General features: G+C 67.9%; 17 protein-coding genes. 13 read left to right on the top strand and 4 right to left on the bottom strand.

Annotated elements, in window-relative coordinates; translation table 11 throughout:
- Positions 1 to 11 precede the first annotated feature (11 nt).
- A complete protein-coding gene (locus A5651_RS22535) occupies positions 12 to 1475 on the bottom strand; it encodes a PH domain-containing protein (RefSeq protein ID WP_066986295.1) in 1464 nt (487 codons plus the stop codon).
- Complete coding sequence (locus A5651_RS22530; RefSeq protein WP_156663117.1) at positions 1472 to 1972, bottom strand: PH domain-containing protein; 501 nt, start codon at positions 1970 to 1972, stop codon at positions 1472 to 1474. The genes A5651_RS22535 and A5651_RS22530 overlap by 4 nt, the downstream gene beginning before the upstream one ends.
- Before the next feature lie 38 nt (positions 1973 to 2010).
- Here A5651_RS22530 and A5651_RS22525 point away from each other — a divergent pair, with 38 nt between their 5' ends.
- The 5 genes from A5651_RS22525 to A5651_RS22505 are packed head-to-tail and all read left to right on the top strand — an operon-like array spanning position 2011 to position 8042.
- On the top strand, positions 2011 to 2922 hold the full coding sequence (locus A5651_RS22525; protein WP_066986632.1) for an SDR family NAD(P)-dependent oxidoreductase: 912 nt from the start codon (positions 2011 to 2013) through the stop codon (positions 2920 to 2922).
- Entirely contained in the window at positions 2922 to 4244 is a 1323-nt protein-coding gene (glp, locus tag A5651_RS22520; RefSeq protein WP_066986292.1) for a gephyrin-like molybdotransferase Glp, read from the top strand. Before A5651_RS22525 ends, glp begins: the two co-directional genes overlap by 1 nt.
- A 22-nt stretch (positions 4245 to 4266) precedes the next feature.
- A complete protein-coding gene (locus A5651_RS22515) occupies positions 4267 to 4968 on the top strand; it encodes a phosphatidylserine decarboxylase (RefSeq protein WP_066986287.1) in 702 nt (233 codons plus the stop codon).
- Positions 4965 to 5822 carry a CDP-diacylglycerol--serine O-phosphatidyltransferase gene (gene pssA, locus A5651_RS22510; RefSeq protein WP_066986284.1) on the top strand — a complete coding sequence of 286 codons (858 nt, stop codon included), beginning with the start codon at positions 4965 to 4967 and terminating at the stop codon, positions 5820 to 5822. The genes A5651_RS22515 and pssA overlap by 4 nt, the downstream gene beginning before the upstream one ends.
- Positions 5823 to 5840: 18 nt before the next feature.
- Positions 5841 to 8042: an AAA family ATPase gene (locus A5651_RS22505; RefSeq protein WP_066986281.1), complete on the top strand. Its 2202-nt coding sequence runs from the start codon at positions 5841 to 5843 to the stop codon at positions 8040 to 8042.
- Between the two features lie 13 nt (positions 8043 to 8055).
- Here the strand turns inward: A5651_RS22505 and A5651_RS22500 are convergent, their stop codons facing one another.
- Positions 8056 to 9108 (bottom strand): methyltransferase domain-containing protein, encoded by a 1053-nt coding sequence (locus A5651_RS22500; protein WP_066986278.1) that lies wholly within the window; start codon positions 9106 to 9108, stop codon positions 8056 to 8058.
- Positions 9109 to 9270: 162 nt separating this feature from the next.
- Here A5651_RS22500 and A5651_RS22495 point away from each other — a divergent pair, with 162 nt between their 5' ends.
- The 8 genes from A5651_RS22495 (at position 9271) to A5651_RS22460 (ending at position 16742) form a co-directional block, all read left to right on the top strand.
- A complete protein-coding gene (locus A5651_RS22495; protein ID WP_066986275.1) occupies positions 9271 to 9705 on the top strand; it encodes a DUF1707 domain-containing protein in 435 nt (144 codons plus the stop codon).
- Positions 9706 to 9785: 80 nt separating this feature from the next.
- Positions 9786 to 12665 carry a Na+/H+ antiporter subunit A gene (locus tag A5651_RS22490; RefSeq protein ID WP_066986272.1) on the top strand — a complete coding sequence of 960 codons (2880 nt, stop codon included), beginning with the start codon at positions 9786 to 9788 and terminating at the stop codon, positions 12663 to 12665.
- The gene (locus A5651_RS22485) at positions 12662 to 13132 is read left to right on the top strand and encodes a Na(+)/H(+) antiporter subunit C (protein ID WP_066986268.1); all 471 of its coding nucleotides are present in this window, start codon (positions 12662 to 12664) and stop codon (positions 13130 to 13132) included. Before A5651_RS22490 ends, A5651_RS22485 begins: the two co-directional genes overlap by 4 nt.
- A complete protein-coding gene (locus A5651_RS22480) occupies positions 13129 to 14727 on the top strand; it encodes a Na+/H+ antiporter subunit D (RefSeq protein WP_082943921.1) in 1599 nt (532 codons plus the stop codon). The genes A5651_RS22485 and A5651_RS22480 overlap by 4 nt, the downstream gene beginning before the upstream one ends.
- Entirely contained in the window at positions 14724 to 15254 is a 531-nt protein-coding gene (locus A5651_RS22475) for a Na+/H+ antiporter subunit E (protein WP_066986265.1), read from the top strand. The genes A5651_RS22480 and A5651_RS22475 overlap by 4 nt, the downstream gene beginning before the upstream one ends.
- A complete protein-coding gene (locus A5651_RS22470) occupies positions 15251 to 15535 on the top strand; it encodes a monovalent cation/H+ antiporter complex subunit F (protein WP_066986262.1) in 285 nt (94 codons plus the stop codon). Before A5651_RS22475 ends, A5651_RS22470 begins: the two co-directional genes overlap by 4 nt.
- On the top strand, positions 15532 to 15840 hold the full coding sequence (gene mnhG, locus A5651_RS22465; protein ID WP_066986259.1) for a monovalent cation/H(+) antiporter subunit G: 309 nt from the start codon (positions 15532 to 15534) through the stop codon (positions 15838 to 15840). Before A5651_RS22470 ends, mnhG begins: the two co-directional genes overlap by 4 nt.
- Complete coding sequence (locus tag A5651_RS22460; RefSeq protein ID WP_066986256.1) at positions 15837 to 16742, top strand: SAM-dependent methyltransferase; 906 nt, start codon at positions 15837 to 15839, stop codon at positions 16740 to 16742. Before mnhG ends, A5651_RS22460 begins: the two co-directional genes overlap by 4 nt.
- Here the strand turns inward: A5651_RS22460 and A5651_RS22455 are convergent.
- Complete coding sequence (locus A5651_RS22455) at positions 16724 to 17359, bottom strand: LON peptidase substrate-binding domain-containing protein (protein WP_066986253.1); 636 nt, start codon at positions 17357 to 17359, stop codon at positions 16724 to 16726. The genes A5651_RS22460 and A5651_RS22455 overlap by 19 nt on opposite strands.

Here is a 17359-nt window from a genome sequence, read left to right as displayed (position 1 = left end):
TAAACGCCTCGCTAGCGTCGCGCCCACCGACTGTCGGCCACCCACGGCGATGCCTCACCGGCGATCGACCAGCTCAGCTCGGCAGGAACGTCGATCACCTGATAGTGCTTGGCCCCGGCTGCGGTCGCCACGACTAGCGTGGCCACCCCCGCCCGGCGCTGGAACAGGGTCTGCCGCACCGTCCAGCCGACGATGCCCTCGGCCGCAATGCAGTCCCGGCGGCGCTCCAGACTGCCAGTGCGCGCGACCAGCCAGCGCGCGTCGACGCGATGCCCGAGCGCGCGGGCGCGGTCGGCGGCCAGCAGCGCGCAGCACAGCGCCAGCACCGCCACCGCGAGCCACGCCCACACCGGCACCCGAACGAACGCCACCGCGACCGCCAACGCGACGGCCGTAACGGCGGGCACCGCGAGCCCGCGCGTCCAGCGTCGGCGTACCGCGGCGGGCCCGTGACCGCGGACCGGGCCGCCCACCGCGTTGACGTCGTCGATCAGCTCGGCGAGCACGGATTCAGCCTTAGCGACCGGGCACGGCGGCAGCAGCAGCGACGCCTCCCCCGCGCCGGCGACGCCCGTCATCACCGCGTCCAGCCGCGCGCCGCCGAGCAGCCGCACCAGCAGCGGCTGACGCAGCGAGCCGCCGCGCAGGCGTCGCATGTCGAAGGTGTGCGCGCGCTTGCGCAAAAGGCCGTGCTCGAGATGCAGCACTCCGCCTTTGTCAGCGTTCTCGCGCCGAGCCAGCGTGAGGTTGCCGAACGTCAGCAACGACCGCAGCACGGACAGGACAACCGACAGCACCACCACGGCAGCGACGACCGCGGCGATGCTGGCGGCCACCCCGAACCGCTGTGCCGCGTCGCGGCCCGACTCCGCGATCCGCGAATGTTCAAGCGCCGCACCAAGACCCGCCTGATACACCACACCAACAGCGGCGGCTACCATCGCCAATCCGGTGAAGCTCAGCGGGCTGTAGCGCAGCCACGACGGATGCCAGCGGGCCAGCACCCGCTGTTCTCCTTCGTCGTCGGGTGCGGCCAGCGAGTCGGTCAGCAGGATGGCGCGCAGCCGCGGCACCTCGTCGGTGCGCACCGCGTCGAGCGTGAACTCCGTCGCCTCCGACGCCTGCTGCCCGGTGCTGACCCGCAACACCGTCAACCCCAGCAGTTGGTGCAGCAGCCGTGCTTCGGTCTGTACCGACCGAATCCTGTTGCGTGGCACCGCAACCGTCTTGCGTTGGAGCACACCCGTACGCAATTGCACCTCATCGGGCTCGATGCGGTAGGTGGTGGTGAACCAGCGCAGGACGCCGAACCCGATCGTCACGCCGAGCGCGGCCACGGTCCACAACGCGTTACCCGTTGCCGAACCGACCACCACCGAACCCACCAGCAACGGGATTTGACGCAACACCTCATGAACAGGATGTACCAACAACATTCGTGGGCTCAGCCGTTGCCACACCGGTTCTGCGGTCATGTGGCGTCCTGCTCGCCGATCGCGGCGATGTCGGTGAGCTGCTCGACGATGCCGTCAGCGACATCGGCGTCCAGGGCGACAATGCGCACCGCGCCGGCCGATGACGCCGTCGTCACCGTGACGTTGGCCAGCCCGAACAGCCGGTCCAGCGGTCCCCGATAGGTGTCGACGGTCTGCACTCGCGAGATCGGCGCGATACGGCGCTCCTGCACGAACCAGCCGGAGCGGGTGTACACCGCCTGCGGGCTGATGTCCCACCGGTGCACGCGGTAGCGCCACAGCGGAACCACGCCGACGAAGACGGCCGCCCCGACGCCGGTGACGGCCGCTGCAGCGGCATGCAGCCAGACCGGCCGGCTGTCGACGAGGAACCACACCACCTGCGCAGCCGCCAGCACCAGCCACGGAATGGCGGCGCCGATCGCCCACACCAGCGGAGCCTTGCGGCTCGGCGGATTGGCCGGATCGACCAACGCCACCCGCGGTAGTTCCGACATGGAAACGACGGTAACCGCCCGTGGGTACTCTGCTGATCATGAGCCAGAAGTGGACGTCTGCCGATATCGGCAACCAGTCCGGCCGCATCGCCGTGATCACCGGCGCCAACTCCGGCCTCGGATATGACACCGCCGCCGTGCTCGCCGACAAGGGCGCGCACGTCGTGCTCGCGGTGCGCAACCTCGATAAGGGCCGGCAGGCCGCCGACCGCATCAAGGCCGCCACCCCCAACGCCGTCGTCGCCCTGCAGGAGCTCGACCTGACGTCGCTGGACAGCGTCCGCAAGGCGGCAGACGAACTGCGCGCCGCGCATCCCCGCATCGATCTGCTGATCAACAACGCCGGCGTCATGTACGTGCCGACCCGCGAGACCACCAAAGACGGCTTCGAGATGCAGTTCGGCACCAACCACCTCGGCCATTTCGCATTGACCGGCCTGCTGCTGGACAACCTGCTGGGGGTCGACGGTTCACGCGTGGTCACGGTCAGCAGCGTCGGCCACCGCATCATGGCCCGCATCCACTTCGACGACCTGCAATGGGAGCGCAGCTACAACCGCATCGCGGCGTACGGGCAGTCGAAGCTGGCCAACCTCCTGTTCACCTACGAATTGCAGCGGCGCCTGACGCAGAAGGCCGCACCGACCGTCGCGCTCGCGGCGCACCCTGGCTTCGCCGACACCGAGTTGATGCGCTACATGCCGGGCTTTCTCCCACGCTGGACGTGGAAAAGCCTTTTGCAGCCGGCCGATAAGGGGGCGCTGCCGACACTGCGGGCCGCCACCGACCCCGACGCGCAAGGCGGCCAGTACTACGGGCCCGACGGCATCGGCGAGATCAAGGGCCACCCGAAACTCGTTGGCTCCAGCGCACAATCGCGCGACGAGGCGCTGCAGCAGCGGCTGTGGGATGTGTCCGAAGAGCTGACCGGCGTGAAGTTTTCCGTCTGATGCGTTCCGTCGAGGAGCATCGGCGCGTCGTCGCCGCGTTGATAACGCCTCGCCCACCGGTTGCAGTGGCGCTGGCCGACGCGCTGGGGCTGGTGCTTGCCGAGGACGTGGTGGCGCCGCTGTCGTTGCCGGGATTCGACAATTCGGCGATGGACGGTTATGCGGTGCTGGCCGACGACGTCGCGGGGGCCAGCGACGACTCGCCGGTGCTGTTGCCCGTCGCCGAGGACATCCCCGCGGGTCGCACCGACCTCCTGACACTGAAACCCGGTACGGCACACCGCATCATGACCGGGGCACCCGTTCCTGCCGGCGCCACCGCCGTGGTGCCGGTGGAAATGACCGACGCCGCGACGGACACGGTCGCGATCCGGGCGACCGCGTCAGCGGGCCAGCACATCCGCCGCAAGGGCGAGGACGTCACCGCGGGTACGCCGGTGCTGCGAGCGGGCCAGGTCGTCACCCCCGCGGTGCTCGGTCTTGCTGCGGCGCTCGGCCTCGGAGCGCTGAATATTGTTCCGCAGCAACGGGTTCTGGTGATGTCGACCGGTGAGGAACTGGTCGCGCCCGGTCAGCCGCTGAAGCCGGGGCAGATCTATGAGTCGAATGCCGTCATGCTCGCCGCGGCCGTCCGTGAGGCGGGCGCCGAGGTAATCGCGTCGCCGATGGTAGGCGACAACGTCGAGGCGTTCCGCGCCGCGCTGCAGAGCCATATCGGCGACGCCGACCTGGTCATCACCACCGGCGGGGTCAGCGCGGGCGCGTACGAAGTCGTCAAGGACGCGTTCGGAGCCGGATCGCCGGCGACATCGGGCCTCGGAGCCGGATCGCCGGCGACATCGGGCCTCGGAGCCGGATCGCCGGCGACATCCGATCTCGGAGCCGGATCGCCGGCGACATCCGGCGTGAGCGGGGACATCGAGTTCGTCAAGGTAGCGATGCAGCCCGGCATGCCGCAGGGCGCGGGACGCCTGGGCGCAGGAACGGGCACGCCGATCATCACGCTGCCGGGCAATCCCGTCAGCGCGCTGGTGTCGTTCGAGGTGTTCGTCCGGACGCCGCTGCGCGCGGCCATGGGTCTGCCGCAGCCGGCACGCCCGCGGCTGACGGCGACGCTCGCGGACAGCCTGAAATCACCGCGCGGCAAGCGCCAGTTTCGGCGCGGCATTTTGGACGCCGGCGAGGTGACGAGCTACGGACCGCCGGCATCGCACCACCTGCGCTGGCTGGCGTCGGCCAACTGCCTGCTCGAGATCGACGAGGACGTCACCGAGCTGGCCGCCGGATCACCAGTCCAGGTTTGGGACATGTCGAGCGGGTAGCCACCCGTAGAATCGCGACACGATGGCCAGACGCCCCGACCTCAGATCAGGCCCCGCGCGACTGGTGGCCTTGGCGAAAACCACGATTCCCCCGATGCACCCGGCCGGCCTGCCGTTCGTCGGCGCAGGTCTTGCGCTCGCGGTGGCGGGTCGCCGCAACCGTTGGCTGCGCCGCGCCGGTCTGGTGGCCGCGGGAGCCAACGCCGCCTTCTTCCGTCATCCGCCCCGGGTGCCGCCGAACCGTCCCGGCGTCGTGGTGGCCCCCGCCGACGGGCTGATCTGCCTCGTCGAGGACGTGGTGCCGCCGGCCGAACTGAACCTGCCGCAGCGTCCGCTGCCGCGCATCAGCATCTTCCTGTCTATCTTCGACGCCCATGTGCAGCGCGTCCCGGTCAGCGGCGAGGTGGCCGCCGTCGTTCACCGGCCAGGGCTGTACCGATCCGCCGAGCTGGCCGCCGCCAGCCAGGACAACGAACGCAACTCCGTGCTGATCCGCACGCCCGACGGGCATGAGGTGGTGGCCGTGCAGATCGCGGGCCTGGTGGCGCGACGCATCGTGTGCGACATCAAGATTGGCGAGAAGGTGACGATCGGCGACACCTACGGCCTGATCCGGTACGGCTCGCGGTTGGACACCTACCTGCCGGAGGGTTCGCAGATTCTCGTGCTGCCGGGTCAGCGGGCGGTCGCCGGCGAGACCATCCTGGCGGAGCTGCCGCGATGAAGCCACGAGTCAAACGCCCTGTGCTCAGCGCGAGGATGCTGCCGAGCGCGATGACCGTCGCGGCTATCTGCCTTGGGCTGTCGGCGGTGAAGTTCGCGCTCGACGACCGGCCGACGGAATCGATGGCGTTCCTGGCGGTGGCCGCGATCCTCGACGCGCTCGACGGCCGCATCGCTCGCATGCTCAAGGCCACGTCGAAGATGGGCGAGGAGATCGACTCACTGGCAGACGCCGTAAACTTCGGTGTCGCACCGGCTTTCATCGTTTACGGCACGCTGCTGTCGCACTCGCGGGTCGGCTGGATCGTCGTACTGCTTTATGCCGTGTGCATTGTGTTGCGCCTCGCCCGCTACAACGCGATGCTGGCCGGCGACCAGCCCGCCTACACCAAGGAGTTCTTCGTCGGCATGCCCGCACCGGCAGGCGCGATCGGTGCGATCGGGCCGCTGGCGGCCAAGATGCAGTTCGGTGACGGTTGGTGGACGTCGGAGCCGGCCGTGGTGATCTGGATGATCGGCGTTTCGCTGTTGGTGGTCAGCACCATCCCGATGCGTAAGATCCATACCTTCGCGGTCTCGCAGAACATGGTCGTTCCGCTGTTGGCGCTGCTGGCGATCGGTGTCGCGGCGTCGATCCTGTACGGCTACATCGTGATCATGTTGATCATCGTGGGCTACGTGATCCACATCCCTTTCGCGGTGCGCACCGAGGCGTGGTTGAAGAAGCATCCCGAGGTGTGGGGCGACAAACCCAAGGAGCAACGGCAGGCGCGCCGGGCGATTCGCCGCGCCCACCCGCGCACCGCGCGCCGTTCGATGGCGCGCCTGGGCCTGCGTCGGCCGCCGGGTCCGTGACATGCCGGGGCCCCTGACATGACGGCGTTCGACGTCGCGGACCGTCCCGCGCCGCGGCACCAGCTTGCACTGACCGCACGGCTGAACACCTCCGCGCTGGACTCGCGACGCGGAGTCGTCCGCCTTCACCCGGAAGCCATTGCGGCGCTGGGCATTCGGGAGTGGGATGCGGTTTCGCTGACCGGTTCGCGGACCACCGCCGCGGTGGCCGGGGTGGCACCGGCCGGTACGCCGGCGGGCACCGCGCTGCTCGACGACGTAACGCTGTCCAACGCCGGCTTGCGGGAGGACGCCACTGTGCTCGTCGCGCCGGTGACGGTTTACGGCGCCCGGTCGGTGACCGTTCGCGGCTCTAACCTGGCCACCCAGTCGATCTCATCAGCGACGCTGCGTCAGGCGCTGCTGGGCAAGGTGATGACGGTCGGCGACACGGTGTCGCTGTTGCCGCGGGAGCTCGGCCCCGATATCCCGACGACCGCGGCGAGCAGCGCCTTGGCTTCGGCCGTCGGCATCACGTGGACGTCGGAGCTGCTGACCGTCACCGGTGTCGACCCGGCGGGACCGGTGAGTGTGCAACCGAATTCGGTTGTCAGCTGGGGAGACGCCGTAACTCCTTCGTCGACCGCTCCGTCGAACCAGTACACGGTGTCGGCGCCCGACAAGTCGGCGACGGTGAACATCGACGACCTCAAGGGCTCCCACGCCCAGGCGAGTCGGCTGACCGACTGGCTCAAGCTGGCACTCGACCAGCCGGAGCTACTGAAAACCCTTGGGGCGACGCCGAATCTCGGCGTGCTGGTGTCAGGACCCGCGGGCGTCGGAAAGGCCGCGCTGGTGCGCGCGGTATGCGCCGACCGGCGACTGGTCGAACTCGACGGCCCTGAGGTCGGCGCGCTGCGCGCCGAGGACCGACTCAAATCGGTGGCCTCGGCGGTGTCGTCGGTGCGCGACGGCGGCGGGGTGCTGCTGATCACCGATATCGACGCGCTGCTTCCGACGGCCGCCGACCCGGTGTCGACCCTGATCCTCACCGAGCTGCGCAACGCCGTCGCCACGCCGGGAGTTGCGTTCATCGCGACGTCGCAACGTCCCGACGACCTTGACCCCCGCCTGCGGGCGCCCGACCTGTGCGACCGTGAACTGGGTCTGAGCCTGCCCGACGCCGCGGTGCGCAAGCAGCTGCTCGAGGTGTTGTTGCGTGATGTTCCGGCGGGCGATCTGAATCTCGACGAAATCGCCGAGCGCACACCGGGTTTCGTCGTCGCAGATCTCAGCGCGCTGGTGCGGGAGGCGGCCCTGCGCGCGGCGGCGAGAGCCAGCGAGGACGACAAGCCGCCCGCGCTGACCCAGGACGACCTGACCGGGGCACTGAGCGTCATCCGGCCGCTGTCCCGAACGGCTGCAGAGGAATTGGCCGTCGGCTCGGTGACGCTCGACGACGTCGGTGACATGGCCGAGACGAAACAGTCGCTGACCGAGGCGGTGTTGTGGCCGCTGCAGCATCCGGAGACGTTCGAGCGGCTCGGCGTTGAGCCGCCGCGAGGCGTGCTGCTCTACGGGCCGCCGGGCTGCGGCAAGACGTTCGTGGTGCGGGCGCTGGCCAGCTCGGGCCGGCTGTCGGTGCACGCGGTCAAGGGCGCCGAGCTGATGGACAAGTGGGTCGGCGCGTCGGAGAAGGCGGTTCGCGACCTGTTCCGCAGGGCCCGCGAGTCCGCGCCGTCATTGATCTTCCTCGACGAGCTGGACGCGCTGGCGCCGCGGCGCGGACAGAGCTTCGACTCCGGGGTCACCGATCGCGTGGTCGCCGCGCTGCTGACCGAGCTCGACGGCATCGAGCCGCTGCGCAACGTCGTGGTGCTCGGCGCGACCAACCGCCCGGATTTGATCGATCCCGCGCTGCTGCGGCCGGGCCGGCTGGAGAAGCTGGTGTTCGTCGAGCCGCCCGACGCCGACGCCCGCCGCGAGATCCTGCGCACCGCAGGGAAATCCATTCCGCTCAGCGATGACGTCGACCTCGACGCATTGGCGGCCGACCTCGACGGTTACAGCGCCGCCGACTGTGTAGCGCTGCTACGGGAGGCGGCGCTGACGGCGATGCGGCGTTCGATCGACGCCGCTGACGTGACGGCCGCCGATGTCGCCAAGGCCCGCGAAACGGTACGCCCGTCGCTGGACCCGGCGCAGGTCGAGTCGCTGCGCGCGTTCAGCGCAGCGCGCTAGGTTGCGACGCGTTCTACGGCCTGGCCTCTAAGACGAGGTTGAACGGAGTCTCGGTAGCCCGCCGGAAGCGGGTGAAGCCTCCGCCGTCCACGACGATTTCACGCAGCCGCGCCTCGCCGGCCTGAGCCCCGAGCGCGGGTCCGTTGCGCGCTAACGAGACCGGCACGCAGATCTGGGTCGATGCGCCGTACATCACGCGACCCACCGGATTGAGGTTGTCCTGCAAGTCGTCGCTGGCGAACGGCTCGACGATCATCGCGGTGCCGTCGTCGCTGATCGCTTCGCGTGCGTGCCTGGAGACGCCGACGGGGTCAGCCATGTCGTGCAGACAGTCGAAGAATGCGATCAGGTCGAAGTTCTTGCCGGTGTAACCGACGGCGTCGGCCACCTCGAAGCGCGCATTGCCGGCACCGGCGGCAGCCGCTTTCTCGGTGGCGACCCTGATCGACTCATCGTGGTAGTCGTATCCGATGAATTCCGAGTCCGGGTAGGTGAGCGCCATCAGGATGGTGCTTGCGCCGTGTCCGCAACCGACGTCGGCAACCTTGGCTCCGCTTCGCAGTTTGTCGGCGACCCCGTCGAGGGAAGGCAGCCACGAACCAGTGAGGTGTGTGTTGTAGCCGGCCCGGAAGAATCGTTCCGTTCCCTCGAACAAGCAGGGGTGGTGGTCGCCCCACTCCATGCCGCGGCCGGATTTGAAGTTGTCGATCGTCTGCTCGAGAGCGTGAAACGTCGCCTCGACGATGTTGTAGGCGCCGGGCATATCGACCGGGCCGCGCGGATCAGCCAGGCACAACGCCTGTTCGGCGGTCATCGACCACTGATCGGATTGGGAATCGTATTGAACGTATCCACCGGCGGCCTGGTTTCCGAGCCACTCCCGCACGTAGCGCTCGTTGGTGCCGGTGCGTTGGGCCAGTTGGTCGGCGGTCATCGCGCCCTTCGCCAATTCCCGGTACAGGCCGAGGCGGTCGCCGACAAGCATCAGCGTCGCGCTGATCGCGGCTCCGAGGTCGCCGACCGCTTTGCCGAGGAACTCGTTCAGTTTGGCTTCATCGACAGGCATGGTCGTCCCCTTTCCCGGTCGGAACGCCGACCTCAATGATGCGACCGCCGACCACGCGTGGAGGCGGAAACAGACACAAGAGAAGGCATCTTGACAGTGACAAGTCAGTAGGGAATAGTGACTTTGAACTTGTCACTGTCAAGATTGAGGAGGAGGCCTCCCATGACCGCACCCGTTGTTGTCCGCGCCGGCGACCGCGAACGCGAACGGACCGCCGCCCAGCTCGGCTCAGCAATGGCCCAGGGCTATCTCGACGTCGACGAATACGACGCTCGCGTGAAAGGCGCATTCGCGGCCCACACCACCGAGCAGCTGCGCGAGCTCGTCGCCGACCTGCCGCTGGCGCAGCTCCGCCGCAATGACCCGCGACGCCGGGACGCCCGTCGCGCTGCCGCCCGCCGCGGCGTCCGCACCCACCTCGCGGGCTACCTCACGATGTGCGTGATCGTACTGACGGTGTGGCTCGCGGTCGGACTCACCGCGGGCGCCTGGTACTTCTGGCCGATCTGGCCCATCCTGGGCGCAGGGATCGGCGTCGTCGGCCACGCCCTGTCGACCCACCGCGCAGCGGGAAGGCGGCGATATCGGCCCACGTAGACTGGGCTGGACCAACGCCCCACTTGGCTGACGCGCCGTTGTTCCCCTGTGACGGCCGGCCACCCAGGATTCGGAGTTTCTTGCTCGTCGTCATCCTTGCCCACGCGGTGGCCACCGCGGCCGCGCCGCTGCTGGTGTACCGCTGGGGCAGACGGGCCTTCTACCCGCTGGCGCTCGTCCCATTGGCCTCGCTGGTCTGGGTGATATCGAACTGGCCCCGCCGTGGGCAATCGCACGACTTAACGCTGTCGTGGATTCCGGACCTGTCGCTGAACATCGCACTGCGGTTCGACGCACTCGCGGCGATCATGAGCGTGCTGGTGCTCGGCATCGGCGCGTTGGTGCTGTTCTACTGTGCCGACTACTTCCACCACCACGACGAGCACGCCGAAGAACGGCTACCCAGCTTCGCCGCCGAGCTGGTGGCCTTCGCCGGTGCGATGTTCGGCTTGGTCGTCAGCGACAACATGCTGATGCTCTACGTGTTCTGGGAAATCACCACCGTGCTGTCCTTCCTGCTGGTGGGTCACTACGCCGAACGTGTCGCCAGCAGAAAGGCCGCCGTGCAGGCGCTGCTGGTGACAACGGCCGGCGGGTTGGCGATGTTGGTCGGCATCGTGATCCTCGGCAGCATCTCGGGCACCTACCTGCTGTCCGAGCTGATTTCGGCGCCACCGTCGGGGGTGGCGGCGTCGGTGGCCATCGTGCTGGTTCTCATTGGGGCGCTTGCCAAGTCGGCGATCGTTCCGCTGCACTTCTGGCTGCCGGGCGCAATGGCCGCTCCGACGCCGGTGAGCGCCTACCTGCACGCCGCCGCAATGGTCAAGGCCGGTGTTTACCTCATCGCCCGCATGACACCGGGATTCGCTGACGCCCCGCCATGGCGCCCGCTGATCGTCACGCTCGGCGTGCTGACCGTGCTGCTGGCTGGTTGGCGCGCGGTCCGTGAATACGACCTGAAGCTGATCCTGGCCTTTGGCACGGTCAGCCAGCTCGGATTCATCTCGGTGATGGTGGGTGCGGGCGGTAGCGATCTGATGCTGGCCGGGCTCGCGCTGCTGTGCGCGCACGCGATGTTCAAGGCAGCGCTGTTCATGGTCGTCGGCATCATCGACCACTCCACCGGCACGCGAGACATCCGAAGACTGGCCTGGCTCGGACAACGGAACAAGCCGTTGCTGCTGATCGCCGGCGGTGCCACGGCGAGCATGGCGGCTCTGCCACCGTTTTTGGGCTTCGTCGCCAAGGAGGCCGATTTCGACACGCTTGCGCACAGCGCCTCGCTGGGCCCGTTCGGACCGGCGGTGCTGGCGGGAGTGGCTCTCGGATCGGTGTTCACCACCATCTACAGCTTGCGCTTCCTGTGGGGCGCGTTCGCACGCAAGGGCAGAGCCGAACCCAGCAAGCGCGTCGCCGAAATGCACGCGGTGCCTGCCACATTTCTTGCCGCTCCTGCATTCCTCTCGGCGGCAGGACTGCTGGCCGGGGTGTGGCCCGAACCGCTGGACAACGTGCTCAACGGCTACGCCGACGTGGTGCCCGGCGGATCGCACTACCACCTTGCGCTGTGGCATGGCGTCGGCCTCCCGCTGCTGCTGTCGGTCCTCGTGCTGGCGCTGGGCGCCGCCGCCTTCTTCGGCAGAACACGGTTGCGCCGCACGCGGCTGACCTATCTCCCGCTGGGCAATGCCGACCGCGTGTACGACGCGGTGATTCGCGGCGCCGACGTGCTGTCGGTTCGGCTCACCGGCGCCACGCAACGGGGTTCGATGCCCGCGACTCAGTCGATGATCCTGGCAACGCTTGCCGTGATACCGGTTGTGGCGCTTGGCCTCTGGGCCCGCGATCAACCCCAGTTCGTATTATGGGGTTCGCCGCTGCAGGTGATCGTCGGGCTGTTGATACTCGCGGCCGCGCTGGGGGCGGCGGTGATCCGTAACCGGTTGTCCTCGGTGCTGCTCGTCGGCGTGACCGGCTACGGCTGCGGGGTCATCTTCGCGCTCCACGGAGCGCCAGACCTGGCCTTGACCCAATTCCTGGTGGAAACCCTCACACTCGTCGTCTTCGTGCTGGTGTTGCGCACGCTGCCGGCGGAGTCCAGCAGCAACATGCGCAAACATCGGCTACCGCGGGCCGCGCTGGCCCTCGCCGTCGGTGCCAGCGTCACCACCCTTACCGCGTTCGCAATGGCCGCCCGCTCGGGCGTACCCATCGCCGCACTGCTGCCCGACGCCGCGTATCACCGCGGACACGGCGCCAACACCGTCAACGTCCTGCTAGTCGACATCCGCGCCTGGGACACCCTCGGTGAGATCTGCGTGTTGCTGGTTGCCGCCACCGGTGTGGCGTCAATGGTGTTCCGGCACAGACGATTCGGCGCCGCACCGCGCGTTGTCGACGCCGTCCAGGGCGACTTCGCGCACGGCCGTGCGTTCGCCAACAGCCCTGCCGCCGGCGAGATCACCTGGTTGCGGGGCAGCGAACTGCGTGACCCCGAGCACCGTTCACTGGTGCTGGAGGTCGCCACGCGGATGATCTTCCCGCTGATCATGACCCTGTCGGCATACTTCTTCATCGGCGGCCACAACACACCCGGCGGTGGCTTCGCAGGCGGGTTGATGGCGGGCCTTGCGCTCGTGCTGCGGTATCTGGCCGGTGGCCGCTACGAACTCGGTGAGACTCTGCCGCTGGACGCGGGCAAGATTCTCGGTGTCGGGCTGGGTCTTTCGGCGGGCACCGCGGTCGCCTCGCTGTTGGTCGGCGCGCCGGTGCTGTCGTCGGCGGTGCTGCAGTTCGATCTGCCCGTGCTCGGCCACGTCAAGCTCGTCACCGCGCTGTTCTTCGACCTCGGTGTCTATTTGATCGTCGTCGGCCTGGTGCTCGACGTCTTACGCAGCCTCGGCGCCAGGGTCGACGTCGACATCTCGCAGCGCCGAGCCCAGGCGGTGATGTCGCGATGACCACCTTCCTTGTACCCCTGCTGTTGGTCGGGGGACTCATCAGCGTCGGTGTCTACCTGCTGCTGGAGCGCAACCTGATACGAATGCTGTTGGGGCTTTTGCTTATCGGCAATGCCGTCAACCTGCTGATCCTGTCCGTCGGCGGTCCGTCCGGCAATCCGCCGGTGCGCGGAGCGGTCAGCGATGGGCAGACCGCAACCGCAGACCCGTTGGTGCAGGCCATGATCCTCACCGCGATCGTCATCAGCATGGGCATCGCGGCCTTCGTCTTGTCGCTGATCTACCGCACATATCGATTGACCACCGACGAGGAGGTCGAAAACGATCCAGAGGCCACGCGCGTCGCACAGATGACCGACGACGAGGCGGCCGCGGTGGACGAGGACCGGCCGGTTCCCGACAGCGCACGCGACACCGACGAGCCCGACGCACTCGACGCCTTGCCGGGTCTGGAGGGTTCGCGGTGAACCCCTCGGTGCTTATTCCGCTGCCCGTGCTAATCCCGATGCTGGGTGCGGCAGCCACGATGTTCGCCGGACGCCGGCCGCGGCTGCAACGGTCCATCACCCTGCTCGCGTTGTCGGCGGTCGTGACGGTCTGCGGCGTGCTGCTTTATCTCACCGATCGCCGCGGCACGCTGGCATTCCACGTCGGTGGCTGGGCGCAGAGCATCCCCGGGATGGGCCCACTGGGCATCACCCTTGTCGTGGACCGGCTTTCGGCGCTGATGTTGATGGTGTCGGCTATCGTCCTGCTCGCCGTCGTGCTCTTCGCGATCGGACAGGGCATCCGTGACGGCGACGAACGGCAGCCGGTCTCGATCTTCCTACCCACCTACCTCGTGCTGTCCGCGGGTGTGTGCAGCGCATTCATCGCCGGCGACCTGTTCAACCTCTATGTCAGCTTCGAGGTGCTGTTGGCGGCGAGCTTCGTGCTTCTCACGATCGGTGCGAGCACCGAACGGGTCCGCGTCGGAATCTATTACGTGATGGTGTCGATGGTGTCGTCGATGATCTTCTTGATCGGCATCGCGCTGGTGTACGCGGCGACCGGCACGCTCAACATGGCAGAGCTGGCGGTACGCCTCGACGGCATCTCACCGGGCACCCGTGCAGCGTTGTTCGCAGTCCTGCTTGTCGCTTTCGGCGTCAAGGCGGCGGTGTTTCCGCTGTCCACCTGGCTGCCCGACTCCTACCCCACCGCGCCGGCACCCGTCACCGCGGTATTTGCGGGCCTGCTCACCAAAGTCGGCGTGTACGCGATCATCCGAGCGCACACATTGCTGTTCCCGAGCAGTGGCCTCGACCGGATGCTGATGGTGGCCGCGCTTGCCACCATGCTGATCGGGATCCTCGGTGCCATCGCCCAGACCGACATCAAACGACTGTTGTCCTTCACGCTGGTCAGCCATATCGGCTACATGGTGTTCGGCGTCGCGTTGTCGAATCAGCTCGGGCTATCCGGCGCGATCTACTATGTGGCCCACCACATCCTGGTGCAGACGACGCTGTTTCTGGTCGTCGGGCTCATCGAGCGACAGGCGGGCGCCGCTTCTCTGCAGCGACTCGGCGGCCTGGCGGCGGTAAGCCCACTGCTGGCGTTCGTCTTCGTCGTGCCTGCCCTCAATCTCGGTGGTATTCCTCCGTTCTCGGGCTTCATCGGCAAGGTCGCCCTCCTGCAGGCCGGCGCCCAGGATGGCTCGATGCTGGCCTGGATCTTGGTCGCAGGAAGCGTGCTGACCAGTCTGCTGACGCTATACGTGGTGTCGCGCGTCTGGACACTGGCGTTCTGGCGGCCCCGCGCCGATGCTCCGGAAGGTGATCTGGCGGCTGCCGTCCCGTCAGCGTTGCTGGACGAAGCCAGGGACATCGCCGTGCTGGAACGCGAGGATGTCGGCCGGATGCCGATCGGCATGCTGGCCCCGACGGGGGCGCTCATCATCGTCGGCTTGATGCTCACGGTGCTGGCCGGACCGATCGTCTCCTACACCGACCGCGCCGCGGCCGAGGTGATGGACCGCGACCGCTACATCTCGGTTGTCCTGTCGGAGGTGCGGCCATGAGGCGTTACGCACTACGGGCGTGGGTGCTGTGCTGGCTGACGCTTGTCTGGGTGTTGTTGTGGGGCAGCATCTCTGCCGCCAATCTCATCGGCGGGCTAGCGGTCGCGGTGCTGATCACCGTGCTCCTGCCGCTTCCGGTGGTTCCTGTCGAGGGCCGGCTTCATCCACTGGCCCTCCTGCGGTTGGTCGCTGTCGTGAGCTACGAGCTGGTCGCCTCCTCTGTGCAGATGGCCTGGCTGGCGATCAGGCCCGGACCGCCGCCGCGCACCGCCGTGCTCCGCGCCGAGCTGACCATCGAGTCCGACCTGGTGCTCGCGCTGGCCGTCAACATCATCACCCTGATTCCGGGCTCGATCGTGTTGGAGATCGACCAGGAAAGACGGCTGATCGACGTGCACGTCATCGACGTCGATTCCCAGGAATCGGTGGCACGCTTCCACCGCAACGTCGCAAGGATCGAGCGACTGCTGGTGGCCACGTTCGCACACCGGGCGGGTAAACCCACGACTGCAAAGGAGGATGCATGACTTCCATTTGGATCATCGCCACGGTCATGCTCACCGCGTCCGCCGCCATCCTGATGTATCGGATCCTCGGCGGGCCCAGCACGCTGGACCGTATCGTCGCGCTCGACACATTGGTGGCGGTGGCGATGTGCAGCATCGGCACGTGGGCGGCCTACAGCTTGGACAGCACCGTGACCTACAGCCTGACCGCCCTCGCCTTGATCGGCTTCGTCGGCTCGGTGAGCATCGCCCGATTCCGGGTTCCCGACAAGAAGCGTCCCGAAAGCAGGTACAGGCGATGAGCATCGCCGACATCGCCACGGCCGTACTGGTGCTCGGCGGTTCGGCGCTGGCGTTGACCGCCGCGATCGGTGTCGTCCGCTTTCCCGACACGCTGTCTCGGGTACACGCCGCAACCAAGCCGCAGGTGTTGGGCCTGCTGCTGGTGCTGGCGGGTGCGGCCATCCGACTGCGCGGCCATGTGGACGTGGGCATGCTCATTCTCACCGGGATGTTCGCCGTGATCACCGCGCCCGTTGTCGCGAACCGCGTGGGACAGTTGGCTTACCGCGAGCAGTATGTACAGGAGCAAAGGCGGGACGAATGAACAGAACCGACGACGATTCGTGGGACATCACCGAAAGCGTCGGCGCGACCGCCCTCGGTATCGCGTGGGCGCGGTCGCAGGAGACGGCATCGGACTGCCCGCTGTTCACCGACCGATACGCGGAGATGTTCGTCGAAGAAGCCCTCGCCCGCGGCTGGGAGCGGCCACCGCGTCACGTGGCCGAGAGGATCCGGTCGATATCGGGATACGCGGCGTCGCGCACCAAGTGGTTCGATGAGTTCTTCATCGCCGCGGGCGCCAGCGGCATCGACCAGGCCGTGATCCTCGCCGCGGGGCTCGACGCCAGGGCTTGGCGGCTGCCGTGGAATGACGGCAGCGTGGTCTACGAGCTCGACCAGCCCAAGGTGCTGCAGTTCAAGAGCGAGGCGCTCGAGGCGCGCAACGTCAAACCCGCCGCACGCTATGTGGCGGTTCCCGTCGACCTGCGGCACGACTGGCCGAAAGCGTTGCGCGAGGCCGGATTCGACCCGACCGAACCGACGGCATGGGCCGCCGAGGGGCTGCTGCCCTATCTGTCGGCCGCCGACCAGGATCGGCTGTTTGATCGCATCACCGAGCTCAGCGCACGGGGCAGCCGTGTTGCCGTCGAGGCGTTCGGCGCGGACTTCTTCGACCCGGATCATCTCGCCGACCGCCGCGAGCGGGTACGGCGTCTGCGCGAGGAAGCCGGCGCTTCCGACGACGCACCCGACGTCGGCGATCTGTGGTACATCGAGGACCGCACCGACGTTGCCGACTGGTTCACGGCGCAGGGCTGGGGGGTGTCGGCGACCGAAGCCGCCGCGCTGCTGGAGCGCTACAACCGCACACCCGACGACGACACCACGCCGCGAACGGTTTTCGTCGAAGCGAGGCTTACCGGCTACTCGCCGGACAACTGAAACTCGACCAGTGCGCTGAGGGTCTCCACGGCGTCGCGGAGCGCCGCCAACCGCGCTGCGGCAGTCGGCGCCGCCAGCACCGAATAGCGGTCGGCCTGTCCGATCGGCAGCCGGGCCGTCAAGCCGTACAACCACATTGCCGCATCGGGTGCCGCGTCGGCGCCCGCCACGATGTCGCGACCGTCGACCTCCGCACCGCGGGCCCGGGCGATGCGCTCGAACAACGCGACGATGCTGTCCTCGACTTCGCGGATGGCCTCAGCACCGACCGCATCGCCCGGCTCGTCGGGCCACAGCTCGATCACCGCGCGGGGGTAGGGGTCGTCCGGCTGCCATTCCAGTACCCGAATCCGTTCAGCCATCACACAATTCAGCCGGTAACGGCCGTCGCCGAAGTCGGCCACCTCGGTGATGTGCGCCAGCGCGCCGACGTCGCTGCGGGTGTCGCCACCGCCCACCTCGCGGCCGGCCGCGATCAACACCACGCCGAACGCGGGGTCGTCCATCGCGAGGCAATCCGAGACCAAGGCGGAGTACCGCGGTTCGAAGATCCGCAGCGGCAGTTCCTCGCCGGGCAGCATCGTCCGCTCGAGCGGAAACATCGGAATGGTCGCCAC

It is taken from the genome of Mycobacterium sp. 1274761.0, assembly GCF_001668615.1.
Classification (GTDB): Bacteria; Actinomycetota; Actinomycetes; order Mycobacteriales; family Mycobacteriaceae; genus Mycobacterium.
This window is presented reverse-complemented; position numbering and strand designations above follow the sequence as displayed.

What these genes read in the sequence shown, in the direction of transcription:
- A5651_RS22470 (WP_066986262.1), top strand. Translation starts at nt 15,251, where the DNA reads ATGACTTCCATTTGGATCATCGCCACGGTCATGCTCACCGCGTCCGCC.
- pssA (WP_066986284.1), top strand. Translation starts at nt 4,965, where the DNA reads ATGAAGCCACGAGTCAAACGCCCTGTGCTCAGCGCGAGGATGCTGCCG.
- A5651_RS22500 (WP_066986278.1), bottom strand. Translation starts at nt 9,108, where the DNA reads ATGCCTGTCGATGAAGCCAAACTGAACGAGTTCCTCGGCAAAGCGGTC.
- A5651_RS22535 (WP_066986295.1), bottom strand. Translation starts at nt 1,475, where the DNA reads ATGACCGCAGAACCGGTGTGGCAACGGCTGAGCCCACGAATGTTGTTG.
- mnhG (WP_066986259.1), top strand. Translation starts at nt 15,532, where the DNA reads ATGAGCATCGCCGACATCGCCACGGCCGTACTGGTGCTCGGCGGTTCG.
- A5651_RS22515 (WP_066986287.1), top strand. Translation starts at nt 4,267, where the DNA reads ATGGCCAGACGCCCCGACCTCAGATCAGGCCCCGCGCGACTGGTGGCC.
- A5651_RS22505 (WP_066986281.1), top strand. Translation starts at nt 5,841, where the DNA reads ATGACGGCGTTCGACGTCGCGGACCGTCCCGCGCCGCGGCACCAGCTT.
- glp (WP_066986292.1), top strand. Translation starts at nt 2,922, where the DNA reads ATGCGTTCCGTCGAGGAGCATCGGCGCGTCGTCGCCGCGTTGATAACG.
- A5651_RS22485 (WP_066986268.1), top strand. Translation starts at nt 12,662, where the DNA reads ATGACCACCTTCCTTGTACCCCTGCTGTTGGTCGGGGGACTCATCAGC.
- A5651_RS22495 (WP_066986275.1), top strand. Translation starts at nt 9,271, where the DNA reads ATGACCGCACCCGTTGTTGTCCGCGCCGGCGACCGCGAACGCGAACGG.
- A5651_RS22460 (WP_066986256.1), top strand. Translation starts at nt 15,837, where the DNA reads ATGAACAGAACCGACGACGATTCGTGGGACATCACCGAAAGCGTCGGC.
- A5651_RS22530 (WP_156663117.1), bottom strand. Translation starts at nt 1,972, where the DNA reads ATGTCGGAACTACCGCGGGTGGCGTTGGTCGATCCGGCCAATCCGCCG.
- A5651_RS22525 (WP_066986632.1), top strand. Translation starts at nt 2,011, where the DNA reads ATGAGCCAGAAGTGGACGTCTGCCGATATCGGCAACCAGTCCGGCCGC.
- A5651_RS22475 (WP_066986265.1), top strand. Translation starts at nt 14,724, where the DNA reads ATGAGGCGTTACGCACTACGGGCGTGGGTGCTGTGCTGGCTGACGCTT.